13 protein-coding genes are annotated in these 15,477 nt (G+C 68.0%); 9 read left to right on the top strand and 4 right to left on the bottom strand.

What is annotated here, in order from left to right:
* The first annotated feature begins 5 nt into the window (after positions 1-5).
* The 8 genes from AC07Q9_RS06245 to xylB all read left to right on the top strand — a co-directional run bounded on the left by AC07Q9_RS06245 (position 6) and on the right by xylB (position 8,294).
* The gene (locus AC07Q9_RS06245; protein ID WP_013539656.1) at positions 6-830 is read left to right on the top strand and encodes a carbohydrate ABC transporter permease; all 825 of its coding nucleotides are present in this window, start codon (positions 6-8) and stop codon (positions 828-830) included.
* A 17-nt stretch (positions 831-847) separates the two neighbouring features.
* On the top strand, positions 848-1,885 hold the full coding sequence (locus tag AC07Q9_RS06240; RefSeq protein WP_495308060.1) for an ABC transporter ATP-binding protein: 1,038 nt from the start codon (positions 848-850) through the stop codon (positions 1,883-1,885).
* Positions 1,886-1,975: 90 nt separating this feature from the next.
* The gene (gene dalD, locus AC07Q9_RS06235) at positions 1,976-3,355 is read left to right on the top strand and encodes a D-arabinitol 4-dehydrogenase (protein ID WP_495308236.1); all 1,380 of its coding nucleotides are present in this window, start codon (positions 1,976-1,978) and stop codon (positions 3,353-3,355) included.
* Positions 3,352-4,140: an L-iditol 2-dehydrogenase gene (locus AC07Q9_RS06230; protein WP_495308058.1), complete on the top strand. Its 789-nt coding sequence runs from the start codon at positions 3,352-3,354 to the stop codon at positions 4,138-4,140. The genes dalD and AC07Q9_RS06230 overlap by 4 nt, the downstream gene beginning before the upstream one ends.
* A 14-nt stretch (positions 4,141-4,154) precedes the next feature.
* On the top strand, positions 4,155-4,826 hold the full coding sequence (locus tag AC07Q9_RS06225) for a transaldolase family protein (RefSeq protein ID WP_495308056.1): 672 nt from the start codon (positions 4,155-4,157) through the stop codon (positions 4,824-4,826).
* 23 nt (positions 4,827-4,849) lie between these two features.
* A complete protein-coding gene (locus AC07Q9_RS06220) occupies positions 4,850-5,818 on the top strand; it encodes a carbohydrate kinase family protein (protein WP_495308054.1) in 969 nt (322 codons plus the stop codon).
* 15 nt (positions 5,819-5,833) lie between these two features.
* Positions 5,834-6,775, top strand: coding sequence for an AraC family transcriptional regulator (locus AC07Q9_RS06215; RefSeq protein ID WP_062471853.1), 942 nt, complete (start codon positions 5,834-5,836; stop codon positions 6,773-6,775).
* A 52-nt stretch (positions 6,776-6,827) separates the two neighbouring features.
* Entirely contained in the window at positions 6,828-8,294 is a 1,467-nt protein-coding gene (gene xylB, locus AC07Q9_RS06210) for a xylulokinase (protein ID WP_495308052.1), read from the top strand.
* A 162-nt stretch (positions 8,295-8,456) separates the two neighbouring features.
* Here the strand turns inward: xylB and groL are convergent, their stop codons facing one another.
* The gene (groL, locus tag AC07Q9_RS06205) at positions 8,457-10,109 is read right to left on the bottom strand and encodes a chaperonin GroEL (RefSeq protein WP_489059035.1); all 1,653 of its coding nucleotides are present in this window, start codon (positions 10,107-10,109) and stop codon (positions 8,457-8,459) included.
* A 56-nt stretch (positions 10,110-10,165) separates the two neighbouring features.
* A complete protein-coding gene (locus AC07Q9_RS06200; protein WP_056572926.1) occupies positions 10,166-10,456 on the bottom strand; it encodes a co-chaperone GroES in 291 nt (96 codons plus the stop codon).
* Positions 10,457-10,872: 416 nt separating this feature from the next.
* Between AC07Q9_RS06200 and AC07Q9_RS06195 the strand changes: the two genes are divergently transcribed.
* Positions 10,873-11,364, top strand: coding sequence for a cupredoxin domain-containing protein (locus AC07Q9_RS06195; protein WP_495301715.1), 492 nt, complete (start codon positions 10,873-10,875; stop codon positions 11,362-11,364).
* 55 nt (positions 11,365-11,419) lie between these two features.
* On the opposite strand, the gene AC07Q9_RS06190 is transcribed toward AC07Q9_RS06195, so the two are convergent.
* Complete coding sequence (locus tag AC07Q9_RS06190) at positions 11,420-13,597, bottom strand: TonB-dependent receptor (protein ID WP_495308050.1); 2,178 nt, start codon at positions 13,595-13,597, stop codon at positions 11,420-11,422.
* Positions 13,598-13,854: 257 nt separating this feature from the next.
* Positions 13,855-15,447: a phospholipase D family protein gene (locus AC07Q9_RS06185; protein ID WP_495308048.1), complete on the bottom strand. Its 1,593-nt coding sequence runs from the start codon at positions 15,445-15,447 to the stop codon at positions 13,855-13,857.
* Positions 15,448-15,477: the final 30 nt, after the last annotated feature.

Raw genomic sequence — 15,477 nt, 5'->3', positions numbered from 1 at the left:
CGACCATGCAACCCAGCAACTTCCTTCCCCAGCTGCTGCGCACCGTCGGTGCGTGGGCCGTGGCACTGCTTCTGTTCTTCCCGCTCGGCTGGCTGTTCCTCACGGCCTTCAAGACGGAGCTGCAGGCCATTCATGTGCCGCCGCTGTTCATCTTCGAGCCCACGCTCGACAACTTCGGCGAGGTGCAGCGCCGCAGCGACTACCTGCTGTACGCGCGCAACTCGCTCATCACCAGCCTGGGCTCGACCATCCTGGGCCTGCTGATCGCCGCGCCCGCCGCGTACTCGATGGCGTTCTTTCGCACGAAGAAGACGCGCGACATCCTCATGTGGATGCTCTCCACCAAGATGATGCCGGCTGTCGGTGCGCTGGTGCCGATCTACGTGCTGGCTCAGACCGCCGGCATGCTGGATTCGCTCACCGCGCTCACCATCGTTTTCACGCTGTCGAACCTGCCGATCATGGTGTGGATGCTCTACAGCGCCTACAAGGACATTCCGAACGAGATCCTCGAGGCCGCGCGCATGGACGGCGCGAGCCTGTGGACCGAGTTCCGCCACGTCGTGATGCCGCTGTCGGTCGGTGGGCTCGCATCGACCGGCCTGCTGTGCCTGGTGCTGAGCTGGAACGAGGCCTTCTGGGCGTTGAACCTCACCTCCGCCAAGGCCGGCACGCTGGCCACGCTCATCGCCTCGTACTCCAGCCCCGAAGGCCTGTTCTGGGCCAAGTTGTCGGCCGCGTCGCTGATGGCCATCGCGCCCATCGTCGTGTTCGGCTGGTTCAGCCAGAAGCAACTGGTGCAAGGCCTGACCTTCGGCGCCGTCAAGTAAAGAAAGGGAGACATCTCATGGCCTACCTCGAACTCAAGAACATCAAGAAGAGCTTTGGTGACGTCAACATCATCAAGGGCGTCGATCTCGAAATCCAGAAGGGCGAGTTCATCGTCTTCGTCGGGCCTTCGGGCTGCGGCAAGTCGACGCTGCTGCGGCTGATCGCGGGGCTCGAGCCGATCACCAGCGGCAACCTGCTGCTCGACAGCAAGGACATCACCTGGACGCCTTCGGGCAAGCGCGACCTGGCGATGGTGTTTCAGAGTTACGCGCTGTACCCGCACATGAGCGTGTACGACAACATGTCCTTCGCGCTGAAGCTCGCGGGCGTGGCCAAGGACGAGATCAGGACCAAGGTCGAGTACGCGGCCAAGACGCTGAACCTCACGCAGTACCTCGACCGCACGCCCAAGGACCTGTCGGGCGGCCAGCGCCAGCGCGTGGCCATCGGCCGCGCGATCGTGCGTGCGCCGAAGGTGTTTCTCTTCGACGAGCCGCTGTCGAACCTCGATGCGGCGCTGCGCGGCAACACGCGCGTCGAGATCCACAAGCTGCACCGTGCACTGGGCGCGACCACCATCTACGTCACGCACGACCAGGTCGAGGCCATGACGCTGGCCGACCGCGTGGTGGTGCTGAAAGACGGGCTCATCGAGCAGGTCGGCACGCCGCTGGAGCTGTACGACCGCCCGGCCAACCAGTTCGTCGCGCAGTTCATCGGCATGCCGTCGATGAACATGGTGGCGGCGAGTGCCATCCCGAGTTTTTCCGCCGCGACCGGCGGGCGCCTGCCCAGCGACGGCTTCCTGGGCGTGCGCCCCGAAGGTCTGCGCGTGCATCCGAAGCAGGGCGCGGCCCCCGGCGTGCCGGGCCGCGTCGAGCTCATCGAGGCGCTGGGCGCCGACACGCTGATCCACGTGGACGTGGGTGGCGTGCCGCTCATCGCGCGCCAGAACGAGCGCACGCCGCTGCAGGCTGGTGACGACGTGGCGGTCGAGCTCGACCCGTCCGTGCTGCACCTGTTCAGCCGCGAAGGCCGCGCTGTCGCCGCCTGACCCGACGACCCTCACTTTCAACGGACCTTCCCCGTGACCCTCGCAGCAGCGGGCCTCGTGCCCACCCCACCGGCGCCTTCGGAATTCACGGTGCTTCACCTCGGCCTCGGCTCGTTCCATCGCGCCCACCAGGCCGTCTACCTGCAGCGGCTGATCGATGCGGGCGACACCCGTTGGTCGCTGTCGGGCGCCAACATCCGGCCCGACATGGCCGAGGTCGTCGCGGCGTTGCAGGCCCAGGGCGGGCGCTACACGCTCGAGACGGTGTCGCCCGCGGGCGAGTACCGCTACGAGCTGATCGAGGCGATCCGCGAGGTGCTGCCCTACGAGCCCTCGCTGGCCCCGGTGATCGCACGCGGCGCCGCGCCGTCCACGCGCATCGTCTCCTTCACCGTGACCGAGGCCGGCTACTACCTCGACACCAAGGGCCGGCTCGACCTGTCGTTCGCCGACCTCGCGGCCGACATCGAACGCGCACGGCGCGGCGAGGCCGGCGAGACGATCTACGGCGCGGTCTGCGCGATCCTGCGGGCACGGCGCGCCGCGCAGGCGGGCCCCGTGACGCTGCTGAACTGCGACAACCTGCGCCACAACGGTGACCGCTTTCGCGCGGGCCTGCTCGAGTTCATTGCGCTCGTCGGCGACGCGCCGCTGCAGGCCTGGGTCGATGCCAACACCCGCTGCCCGAACGCGATGGTCGACCGCATCACGCCGCGCCCACCGCCAGAGCTGCGCGCGCGCGTGCGCGCCGCCACGGGCCGCGACGACGGCGCGGCGGTCACGGGCGAGAGCTTCATCCAGTGGGTGATCGAAGACGACTTCATTGCCGGCCGGCCCGACTGGGGGCGCGTGGGCGTCGAGCTGGTCGAATCGGTGCAGCCTTACGAAGAGGCCAAGATCCGCATCCTCAACGCCACGCACAGCTGCATCGCCTGGGCCGGCACGCTGGCGGGGCTGGGCTTCATCCACGAAGGCACGCACGACGCGGCCATCCGCCAGATGGCCTTCGACTACGTGACCGACGACGTCATCCCGTGCCTGAGCCCGAGCCCGATCGATCTGGCGGCCTACCGCGACGTGGTGCTCGACCGCTTCGGCAACCCCGCGATCCGCGACACCAACCAGCGCGTGGCGGCCGACGGCTTCTCGAAGATCCCGGGCTTCATCGCGCCGACCGTGCGCGAGCGCCTGGCAGCCGGGCAGGGCATCGACAGCGTGGCGATGCTGCCCGCGCTGTTCCTCGCGTTCCTGCAGCGCTGGCACAAGGGCGCGCTGCCCTATGCCTATCAGGACCAGAGCATGGACGATGCCGTGGCCCACGCCATGTGCGACGCGGCCGACCCCGTGGCGGCGCTGTGCGCCGATGCCGGGCTGTGGGGCAGCCTCGCGGGCGATGCGCGGCTGGTCGATGCGGTGCGTCGTGCCGGCGAGCGCGTGGCGCGTTTCATCGAAGAGAAGGGCACCTCATGAGCGGCCGCCTGCGGGACCGCCATGTGCTGCTGACCGGTGCCGGCGGCGGCATCGGCCTGGCCGTCGCCGAGGCCTGCATCGCCGAGGGCGCGCGCTGCAGCGTGATCGACCGCGCGACCGCCGCGCCTGAGGCCGTGCGCGCGCTGCAGCAGGCCCACCCCGACACGCTCGCCTACATCGCGGCCGACGTGACCGACACGCAGGCCATCGCGCACATGCTGGCCGAGGCGCAGGTCGCCTTCGGCCCCGTCCACACGCTGTTCAACAACGCCGCCGTGTTCGACCTCGCGCCGCTGCTCGACAGCGACGAGGCCTCGTTCGACAAGCTCTTCGCCGTCAACGTGAAAGGCATGTTCTTCGTGATGCAGGCCGTGTTGCGCCACATGGTCGAGGCCGGCACGCCGGGCGCGTCGGTCATCAACATGGCCTCGCAGGCCGGGCGCCGCGGCGAGGCGCTGGTGTCGCACTACTGCGCGACCAAGGCGGCCGTCATCAGCTACACGCAGAGCGCCGCGCTGGCCATGGCGCCGCACGGCATCCGCGTCAACGGCATCGCCCCCGGTGTGGTCGACACGCCGATGTGGGACCATGTCGACAGCCTGTTCGCCAAGGCCGAAGGGCTGGCGCCGGGCGAGAAGAAGCGGCGTGTCGGCCTCGCCGTGCCGCTCGGGCGCATGGGCGTGCCGGGCGACATTGCAGGGGCGGCGGTGTTTCTCGCCAGCGACGAGGCGCGCTACATCACGGCGCAGACCCTCAATGTCGATGGTGGCAATGTCATGAGCTGAACCCCCTCTTTCGCATGAACGACGATTTCCATCTGTACCTCGACAGCGCCGATCTGGCCGAACTGCAGGCTTGCCTGCCGCACCCGGTGGTGCACGGCGTGACGACCAACCCGACGCTGCTGCAGCGTGCGGGCGTGGGCCGCGCCGATGTGCCCGATCTGCTGAAGCGTTGCATCGACCTGGGCGCGCGCCAGGTGCAGGCCCAGGTGTATTCGAGCGAGGTCGACGGCATGCTGGAGGACGCCGCGTTCCTGCTGCCGCAGTTCGACCGCGGCCAGCTCGTCATCAAGATTCCCGCCACGCGCCAGGGCCTGGATGCCGGCGCGCGGCTCATCGCCCAGGGCGTGCCTGTCACCTGGACCGCCGTGTACGCGCCCGAGCAGGCGCACTTCGCCGCGCAATTGGGCGCGGCCTATGCGGCGCCGTACCTCGGCCGGCTCGAAGACGCCGGCATCGACGGGCTCGCGCTCATCGCGCAGATGCAGTCGCTGGTCGCGCAGCGGCCTTCGTCCCGCACGCGGCTGCTGGTGGCGAGCATCCGTTCGCGCGCGGCGTACCTGGCGCTGCTCGGGCTGGGCGTGGGCGCCATCACCATCCCGCCGCGCCTGTTTGCCGAGCTGCTCGATCATCCCGCCACCCTGGCTGCCGAAGCGGGTTTCCTGGCCGACGCCCGCGCCTTGCCCTGACAGAAGAAGAAAATCCAAGCACCATGCGCATTGCACTCACGGGCGAGGCCCTGATCGATTTCACCGCCGCCGAAGGTGGCACCCTGGCGTTCCTCGGCCATGAAGGCGGCTCGCCGCTGAACACGGCCGTGGCCTGCGCGCGGCTGGGGCAGCCGACCGGCTTTCTCACGCAGCTGTCGACCGACCTGTTCGGCGAGCGGCTGGTGGCTTTTCTCGAGCGCAACGGCGTCGACACCCGGCTCATTTTGCGCAGCGACGCACCGTCGACGCTGGCCTTTGTCGAGCGCACGCCGCAGACCAACCGCTACGCCTTCTACACACGGGGCAGTGCCGACGCCACCTGGGCGCCCGAGCCGCTGCCGCAGCTGCCGGCGGAATGCCGCTTCCTGCACTTCGGCTCGATCTCGTTGCTGCAGGAGCCGGCGTCGTCGCGCATCGCCGACCTCGTGGCCGCCCACACGGGGCGCTGCGTGATCGTGTTCGACCCCAACGTGCGGCCCAGCCTGATCCCGGACATGGCCGCCTACCGCGCCCGCGTCACCGAGTGGTTCGCCATGGCCGACCTGGTCAAGCTCAGCGACGAAGACGCCGCGCTGCTCGCCCCCGGGCGGCCGGTCGATGCGCTCGCGGCCGAGTGCCTCACCGCTGGCGCGCGCGCCGTGATCGTCACGCGCGGCGGTGCCGGTGCCACGCTGTGGCGCACCGGCAGCGCGCCGCTCACCGTGGCCGCGCCGCGTGTCGAGGTGGTCGACACCATCGGCGCGGGCGACACCTTCACCGCCGGGCTGTCGGTGGCGCTGCTGGCGCATGGCGTCGAGCACCCGGCGCAACTGGCCGAACTCGGCGACGACGCCTGGCGCGCCGTGATGCGCTTTGCCGCCACCGCCGCGGCCCTGAACTGCACCCGCGAGGGCGCCGATCCACCGACGCTGGAAGCCGTTCGCACGGCGCTTTCGCAGGAAGACAACGAGGCCGTCGCTTCCCGGCCCTGATCGACCCGTGCCGCCATGACCACGACCACCCGCAAACGCGCGATCCCGCGCCAACGCCAACCCGAGCTGGAGCGCGATTTCGCGCGCTCCCCGTCGCTGGGCTACGAGGCCCCGGAAGAAACCGGCCTGGTGCGCTGCCTCGCGCACGGCTTTCCGAGCCCGCTGGTGCGTTGGCACTTCCATGAAGACTACGAGCTGCACCTGATCACCGAGACCTCGGGCAAGGCCTTCATCGGCGACTGGATCGGGCCGTTCCAGCCCGGGCATCTCGTGCTGTGCGGGCCGCGGCTGCCGCACAACTGGATCTCGCTCGATGTGCCCGAAGAAGGTGCGGCCGGGCGCGACCGCGTGATCCAGTTCCGCCACGAGCCCATCGAGCGCGCAGCCGCCGAGATTCCCGAACTGCGCGACGTGATGCCGCTGCTCGACCGCGCGCGCCACGGCATCGAGTTCTTCGGCATGTCGGCGCAGGCGCTGGCGCACTGGGACGCCATCAAGGCCGCGCGCGGCGTGCGCCGCCTGGGCCTGTTCTGCGAGTTCATGGCCGACCTGGCGCAGTGCACCGACTACCGGCTGCTGTCGAGCGTGCAGATGCAGGGCGTGCAGGGCAGCGACGGCGATGCGCAGGTCGACCAGATCAACGACATCGTGAACCGCATCACCAACAACATGACCGACTCGATCTCGATGTCGGACGTGGCCGCCGAGCTGGGCATGAGCGAGAGCCGCTTCAGCCGCTTCTTCCGCCGCTCGACGGGCAACAGCTTCACCGACTTCGTGAACCGCGTGCGCATCAACAGCGCCTGTCACCTGCTGATGCAGACCGACCACTACGTGACCGACATCTGCTACCAGGTGGGCTTCAACAACGTGGCCAACTTCAACCGGCGCTTTCTCGAAATCAAGGGCATGACGCCCAGCGAGTTCAGGCGCCAGGCCGACACGCGCTTCGGCTGACTTCTTTCAAGGCGAACGCGCCCGCTCCGAAGGCGCCATCAGGGAGACCATCTTGTATCTGGGACTCGACCTCGGCACGTCCGAGCTCAAGGCATTGCTGCTCGCGGACGATCACCGCATCGTCGGCGTGGCACGCGCGCCGCTCACGGTCGACCGGCCGCAACCGCTGTGGTCGGAACAGGCGCCCGCCCAATGGTGGCGGGCGCTCGAGGCCGTCATGGCCGAGCTGCGCACCACGCATGCGAAGGCGCTGGCGCAGGTGCGCGCCATCGGCCTGTCGGGCCAGATGCATGGCGCCACGCTGCTCGACGCGGCAGGCGAGGTGCTGCGCCCGGCCATTCTCTGGAACGACGGCCGCAGCGGCGCGCAGTGCGAGGCGCTCACGCGCGCCGTGCCGCGCCTGGGCGAGATCGCCGGCAACCTCGCGATGCCCGGCTTCACTGCGCCCAAGCTGCTGTGGGTGCGCGAGCACGAGCCCGGGGTCTTCGCCCGTGTGGCGCGCGTGCTGCTGCCGAAGGACTGGCTGCGCTTCATGCTCAGCGGCGAGGCGGTCAGCGAGATGTCCGACGCGGCCGGCACGCTCTGGCTCGACGTGGGCGCGCGCGACTGGTCCGACCAACTGCTCGCCGCCACGGGGCTCACGCGCGATCACATGCCGCGGCTGGTCGAAGGCAGCGAAGTCTCCGCGCTGCTCAAGCCGGAACTGGCGGCGCGCTGGGGGCTGCGCGAGGGCGTGAAGATCGCCGGCGGCGCGGGCGACAACGCCGCCAGCGCGGTCGGCATGGGGCTCGTGGAGCCGGGGCAGGGCTTCGTCTCGCTCGGCACCTCGGGCGTGGTGTTCGTCTCGACCGACCGCTTCCTGCCGAACCCCGCGCAGGCGATGCACGCCTTCTGCCATGCGCTGCCTAGGCGCTGGCACCAGATGTCGGTGATGCTCTCGGCCGCCAGCGCGGTGAGCTGGGCGGCGAAGACCTTCAAGTTCGCGGACGAAGCGGCGCTGCTTGAAGCCGCAGCCTCGGTCGCGTTGACGGATCGGGCGCGTTGCCCGCTGTTCCTGCCGTACCTGTCGGGTGAGCGCTCGCCGCACAACAATCCGAATGCGCAGGGCACGTTGTTCGGCCTGACGCATGCACACGGCCCTGCAGAGATCGCCTATGCCGTGGTCGAGGGCGTGAGCTTCGGTCTGCGCGACGGCTTCGACACGCTGCGCCTGCCAGCAGACATGCCGCTGCGCGAAGTTGCGCTCGTGGGTGGCGGCGCGCGCAGTGTGTGGTGGGGGCAGTTGCTGGCCGACATCTTCCAGGTGGAACTCACGCTCTACGCAGGCAGCGAGACCGGCGGAGCACTCGGTGCGGCTCGGTTGGCGTGGCTGGCCGATGGGGGCACTGTGGCCGAGGTGTGCACGCTGCCGCCGGTCAAGCAGACGCTGACGCCTTCATCCGAAGGGGCCAGTGGGCACAAGACGCGTCACGCGCGTTTCCAGGTGCTCTACATGGCGCTGCGCGATCAATTCCGCTAGCCGACGCAACAAACCGAGCGCCCATAAAAAAACCCGTCGCAAGACGGGTTTTTTATTTCGCGAAACACCGCGGAACCGGCTTTGCCGGGCCGCAGGTGTTGCCCCCGGTAGGGGGTTGGCGTAGCGGACACGAAGTGCCGCGCAGCCTGGGGGCGAGCGAAATTACATGCCCATGCCGCCCATGCCGCCCATGCCACCCATGTCAGGCATACCGCCGCCACCGCCGGCTTCGTCCTTCGGAGCGTCAGCGATCATGGCTTCGGTCGTCAGCAGCAGCGAGGACACCGAAGCGGCGTTCTGCAGTGCGGTGCGGGTGACCTTCGTCGGGTCCAGGATGCCCAGCTCGAGCATGTCGCCGTACGTGTCGTTCGCAGCGTTGAAGCCGTAGTTGCCCTTGCCGGCCAACACAGCGTTCACCACCACCGAGGCTTCGCCGCCGGCGTTGTTCACGATTTCGCGCAGGGGGGCTTCGATGGCCTTCAGCACCAGCTTGATGCCGGCTTCCTGGTCGGCGTTGTCGCCCTTGACCGAGTCGCCCACAGCTTGCTTGGCACGCAGCAGAGCCACGCCGCCGCCAGCCACAACGCCTTCTTCCACTGCAGCGCGGGTGGCGTGCAGGGCGTCTTCGACGCGAGCCTTCTTTTCCTTCATTTCGACTTCGGTGGCAGCGCCAACCTTGATCACTGCCACGCCGCCGGCCAGCTTGGCCACGCGCTCTTGCAGCTTTTCACGGTCGTAGTCGCTGGTCGCTTCTTCGATCTGAACGCGCACTTGCTTCACACGGGCTTCGATGTCACCAGCAGCGCCAGCGCCGTCGATGATGATCGTGTTTTCCTTGCCCACTTCGATGCGCTTGGCTTGACCCAGGTCGGCCAGCGTCACCTTTTCGAGCGTCAGGCCCACTTCTTCAGCGATGACCTTGCCGCCCGTCAGGATGGCGATGTCTTCCAGCATGGCCTTGCGGCGGTCGCCGAAGCCAGGAGCCTTGACAGCCACAACCTTCAGGATGCCGCGGATCGTGTTCACGACCAGCGTAGCCAGGGCTTCGCCTTCGACTTCTTCGGCAATGATCAGCAGCGGACGGCCAGCCTTGGCGACTTGCTCCAGCACCGGCAGCAGGTCACGGATGTTGCTGATCTTCTTGTCGAACAGCAGCACGAAGGGGTTGTCGAGCAGCGCCGATTGCTTCTCGGGGTTGTTGATGAAGTAGGGCGACAGGTAGCCGCGGTCGAACTGCATGCCTTCGACGACGTCGAGTTCGCTGTCCAGCGACTTGCCGTCTTCCACGGTGATCACGCCTTCCTTGCCGACCTTGTCCATCGCGTCAGCGATGAGCTTGCCGATGGTTTCGTCGCTGTTGGCCGAGATGGAGCCGACTTGCGCGATTTCCTTGGAGGTGGTGGTGGGCTTGGAAGCCTTCTTCAGCTCGGCGACCAGGGCCGTGACAGCCTTGTCGATGCCGCGCTTCAGGTCCATCGGGTTCATGCCGGCAGCCACCAGCTTGAAACCTTCGCGAACGATGGCTTGTGCCAGGACCGTGGCGGTCGTGGTGCCGTCACCAGCGTTGTCGCTGGTCTTGGAGGCCACTTCCTTCACGAGCTGGGCGCCCATGTTCTGCAGCTTGTCCTTGAGTTCGATTTCCTTGGCCACGGACACACCGTCCTTGGTCACGGTGGGGGCGCCGAACGAACGCTCGAGCACCACGTTGCGGCCCTTGGGGCCCAGGGTCACTTTGACTGCGTTGGCCAGGATGTTGACACCCTCGACCATGCGTGCGCGGGCTTCGCCGCCGAAGACTACGTCTTTTGCTGCCATGATGAATTAACTCCGAATGGATTGAATTGGGATGAGATCGAAAGAGAGGAGAAGAATTACTTCTCGACGACTGCGAACAGGTCGTCTTCCTTCATCACGAGCAGTTCGTCGCCATCGACCTTGACGGTCTGGCCGCTGTACTTGCCGAACAGGACGCGGTCGCCGACCTTGACGGTCAGTGCGGCCAGTTCGCCCTTGTCGTTGCGCTTGCCCGGGCCCACGGCCAGGACTTCACCCTGATCGGGCTTTTCGGCGGCTGCGTCGGGGATGACGATGCCGGAGGCGGTCTTGGTTTCGCTGTCAACACGCTTGACGATCACGCGATCGGCCAAAGGACGAAGTTTCATTGCATCTCCTGGAAGGGTAAGAAACGGGTTTGTTTGTGGTCGGGCGCCGGAGAAACCGGCGACCTGTCGACTGGATGGGAGGGCTGTTAGCACTCGTCAGCAGCGAGTGCTAATCATAAGGGCATTCGATGACCTTTCAAGAGCGTGGCCCTTGCCCTCGTCTCGCACGGCGGTGCTTTTCCGGGGAAACCCCGGGCTGCCGGGTGCCATCGGTCGGAACGTTTGGGGTTCTTTTGTCCGGGTGAAATGAAACCGCTCAGACCCGTGCAGGGGCCGCGCGCGGATTGCTTCTTTGTAATCCGCGTGATCGGCGATTGACGGGGCGGGCTTCCTAGAGTCGCGGCACGCCAGCACGCAGCACCGGATGGATGTGCGCGCAGGCCGCCCGATCCACCCTTCCAATCTCCAAGGACACCATGGCTCTCACCTTCCGCAACACCGTTTTCGCTGCCTTGGCCGCACTGGCCGCGGCCGGCGCTTCCGCCTCGGGCACCCATGCCGGTGGCCACGACCACGATGCCGAAGCCGCCGTCGGCAAGCCCGGTGTGGCCGCCAAGGTGACGCGCACGGTCCAGGTCGACATGACGGATTCGATGCGCTTCACGCCGGCGGACATCAAGGTCAAGCAGGGGGAGACGGTGCGCTTCGTCGTCAAGAACTCGGGCGTCCTGAAGCACGAGCTTGTGCTCGGAACCGAGAAGGCGCTCAAGGCGCACTACGACGCGATGAAGAAGAACCCCGAGATGGAGCACGCCGATCCGAACATGGTCACGCTGGCCGCAGGCAAGACCGGCGAGATCGTCTGGCAGTTCACCCAGGCCGGCAAGGTCGACTTCGGCTGCCTGCAGCCGGGCCACTACGACGCCGGAATGAAGGGCGCGGTGCTGGTGGGCAAGGCCGGCAAGTAAGAAGCAAGAGAAGAGGTGGCCGCGTACCGGACACGCACGCAGCCGCCCGGCACGCTCAGAACTTCGCGCGCAGCGTCAGCTGCACCTCGCGCCCCGGTCCGGGCAGGATCAGGTTGTCCACGCTGCCGTGGGCCGAGACGTAGTACTTGCGGTTCGCGATGTTCTTCAGGTTCAGCGCGATCTCGTAGCGCTCTGTCTTGTAGCTGGCCGCGAGGTCGGCGGTCAGGTACGAGGGCAGCGTGACGAGGTTGCTCAGCGACGCGTAACGCGCACTGACGTAGTTCAGGCCGCCGCCGGCGCTGAAGCCGTGGCCGAGGTCCTTCATGGCCCACACGAAGGCCGAGTGGCGCGGCGTGAGGGCGGCGGTCTTGCCCTGCACCGGGATCGCGGCGCCCACGGGCAGCTGCAGCGAACTCACGGTGGCGAGCGATTGGGTCATCTTCGCGTCGAGGTAGGCATAGCCCGCACTCACGTCCCAGCGGCCCGGCAGGCGGCCGTTGAGCGCGAGCTCCAGGCCGTTGGTGCGCTGCGTGCCGACGTTGATCTGGCGGCGCGGGTTGTTCGGGTCGGTGTTCTTGATGCCCGAGCGCTCCAGGTTGAACAGCGCGGTCGTGAGGTTCAGCCCGCCGTCGAGCAGGTCGAACTTGGCGCCGATTTCCTTGTTGACGGTGATTTCGGGCGCGTTGTCGATGTTGCCGGTGGACAGCGCGAAGTTCTCGCCCGAGGGCTGGAACGAGCGGCTGTACGACACGTAGTACGACTGCACCGTGTCGGGCTGCCACACCACGCCGGCGCGCGGGCTGAACTTGCGGTCGGTGCGCTCCAGCGGCGCGAGCTTGCGCTCGAAACTGGTGTCCTGCTTGAACACGTCGTAGCGCCCGCCGATCAGCGCCTTCCAGTGCGGTGCCAGCGTGATCTGGTCCTGGAAGTAGACGGCCGCGGTCTTGAACTCGCTATTGCTCGGGATCGCGCCGTCGGCGAGGTAGGTGGCCAGCGGGATCGGCAGCGGGTCTGCCACCGGGCTGAACAGGTTCACGCGCTGCGCTCCCGTGGCGGAAGACACGCTGAACAGCCGCTTGCGCTGCACGCCGAACTCGGCGCCGACCAGCCACTCCTGCTTGAAGCCGCCCAGGTCGTTGCGCCAGGTCAGGTCGGTCTGGTTGAACCAGCCGCTCTCGTCGCGCTCGACGATGCCGCGCGTGCGGCCCACCGTCAGGCGCACGGGGTCGGTGGTGCCGCTGGGCAGCGTGTTGTTGCGGTCCAGGGGGTAGCTGGAATAGCGCGTGGTGTTGCGCAGGCTCAGCGCGTCGCTGAAGCGGTGGTTCAGCGTGGCGGTGAAGGTCTGCACTTTGCTGGTCACGGTGTCGTCGCGCTTGCCGTGCGCGGAGCCGTAGTAGGCGCCGATGGGCACGTCGACCGGGCGGCCGTTGAGCGCCGGGATGCCGAAGTCGGTGAGGCGCTGGTCGCGCAGGTTGGTGTATTGCAGCAGCAGGTCGGTCTGCGGGCTGAACTTGATCGCCAGCGAGGGTGCGATGTTGTGGCGGTCGGTGAACTGCTGGTCGCGGTAGCTGTCCGACTGCTCGCCCGCCACGTTCAGGCGGAAGGCCATGTTCTCGCCGATGGGCGTGTTCAGGTCGATCGTGCTGCGCGTGTAGTGGTGGCTGCCCAGGCCCAGCGAGACCTCGCCGAAGCGGCGCTCGAACACGGGCTTCTTGGTCACGCGGTTGATCAGGCCGCCCGAGGAGCCGCGGCCGTAGAGCACGGCGGCCGGGCCCTTGAGCACCTCGATGCGCTCGGTGTCCGAGAGGTCGCGGAAGTACAGCGCGTCGTCGCGCACGCCGTCGACGAACCAGTCGGAGATGCCGCTGAAACCGCGGATCACGACCTGGTCGCGCTGGCCGTCGCCGTGATTGAAGCTCACGCCCGGCACGTTGCGCAGGGCGTCCTGCATCGACACGGCGCCCTGGTCGCGCAGCAGCTGTTCGGGCAGCACGTTGACGGTCTGCGGCACGTCGCGCAGCGGCGCGCTGCCCTTGGTGGCGGTGCTGGTGGCGGCGGGGGCGTAGCCCTTGTCGTCCTCGGCGCTGACGGTGACTTCCTTCAGGGTCGAGGCGCTGGCCTGTGCCAGCGCGACGCCCGACAGCGACGCGAGGGCGGCGCCGGCCAGCAGCGAAAGGGGCCACAGCGGGCGCGAGGGAGAGGCGGTGCGGTAGGCGCGGGAAGAGGGCTTCATGTTGTCCAGTTTTTTTAAGGCGGCGGCACCACGCACGGCGGGCCGCGCACGCACACGCACCGCCCTGTCGTCCACGCGACGAAGGGCGATGTCGTGCCTTGCCTTGAAAAAATCTGGGTGAGGCGGGGGCCGCGCAGACGGAAGCTCCGTCGGCGGCACCCCTGGGTGACGGCCGCTGGGCGCGGCGGACTGAATTGTAAAGTTCTAGATGCGAGGTGTTCGCATTTGTGGTGCGGATGCGACGTGCGGCCGTGGGCTCACAGCTGGTCGGTCGGCACGAACCACGAGAACAGCAGCAGCTGCAGGCGCGTGAGCATGCTGGAGTCGGGCTCGCTGTCGAGCACCTCGTTGTGCACGTCGCCGGTGCCGATCCATTGCACGTTCTGGCCGTCGGGCTTGAGCACGACGCGGTACACGCCTTCCATGTCGTCCAGCTGGTAGGCGAAGAGCAGCGCCTGCGTGAGCTCGAAGCTGCGCACGCGCACGCCGAACTCGGTGTTCAGCAGGGCCGAACGCGGGTCGAGGTTCATCGAGCCCAGCAGCACCCACTGGCGGTCGACCAGCGCCAGCTTGGCATGCAGGCGTCCGCGCGCCTTCTTCAGCAGGCTGCGGAACTGGCCGCTGCGCTTGAGCTGCTGCGTGCTCACCTCGTACAGGTTCACGCCCAGCTTGAGCATGTCGACGCGGTAGCGGTTGTAGTTGATGTTGACCAGCGGCTCGTCGCTGTCGGCCAGCGAGTTGGTGACCACCGTGATGTTCAGGCCGTGGTCGCGGCCCATGCGGATGCGCTCCATGCCCTCGTCGCCGGGAATGAAGTAGGGCGAGATCACCACCACGTTCGACTTCGCGGCGCCCAGCATCTCGTGGAAGCGCTGCGCCAGCGACTCCTGCGGGCGCGCCATCGTGCCCAGGGCCTTGTTCGGGCTGTCGGCGGTGGCGGCGGCCTCGGCGCGGATCCAGCGCGTCTCGCCGATGTTGTCAAGCTGCGCGCCCAGCGGCAGGTCGCCCAGCAGGTCGGTGGCGGCCAGCGGGTCGGGCAGCGGCGCAAAGGCGGGCGAGGTCGCGGCGTCGAAGGCGGCCTTGAGCTCGTCGGGCGTGAGCGTCGTGCCGGCCATGCGCTGCAGCGGGTAGACCACGTCGCTGTTCCAGTAGGTGTCGAAGATCCCGGCCGACTGCGGCACCACCGGGCCGGCCAGCAGCAGCTCGAAGTCGATGAAGTTGGCGCTGTCGCTGCGCAGGAAATACTCGTCCGCGAGGTTGCGCCCGCCGGCGATGGCCAGGGCCCCGTCGGCGATGAACAGCTTGTTGTGCATGCGGTGGTTGAGCCGCCGGAAATCGCCGAAGAACTCCAGCCAGCGCATCGACGAATGGTCGCGGGCGTTCACGAAGGGGTTGAACAGCCGCACCTGCGCGTTGGGCTCGGCGGCCAGCCCGAGCAGCAGGCGGTCCATGCCCGCCGTGTAGAAATCGTCGAGCAGCAGGCGCACGCGCACGCCGCGCCGGGCGGCGTCGCGCAGTTCGCGCAGCAGCAGGCGGCCGGTCTTGTCGTTGCCGAGCTGGTAGGTCTGCACGTCGAGCGAGGCCCGCGCGCGGCGGATGAGCTCCAGCCGCGCATCGAGCGCGAACGAGGCCTCGATCAGCGGCCGCATGCTCGAGAGCCCGTCGGGCGGTGAATCGAGGCTGGCGGCGGCGCGGCCGAGCGGGGTGGCGGAAGAGGCGGGAATGGCGATCGAGGGCGGCCCGTCGGGCAGGCGCGGCGGCAGGCCGGCGCAGCCGGTGAGCACCAGCACGGCCAGCATCAGCGCCGGGCCGCGCAGCGCAGGAAACAACGAGGCGAGGAGCTTGAGCATGGGGCCTGTCAGCGCACGCAAACGGCGTGC

The organism is Variovorax sp. GW821-FHT09A10 (assembly GCF_059418385.1).
The sequence above is the reverse complement of the archived record's forward strand: the minus strand, read 5'-3'. Positions and strand labels throughout refer to the sequence as shown.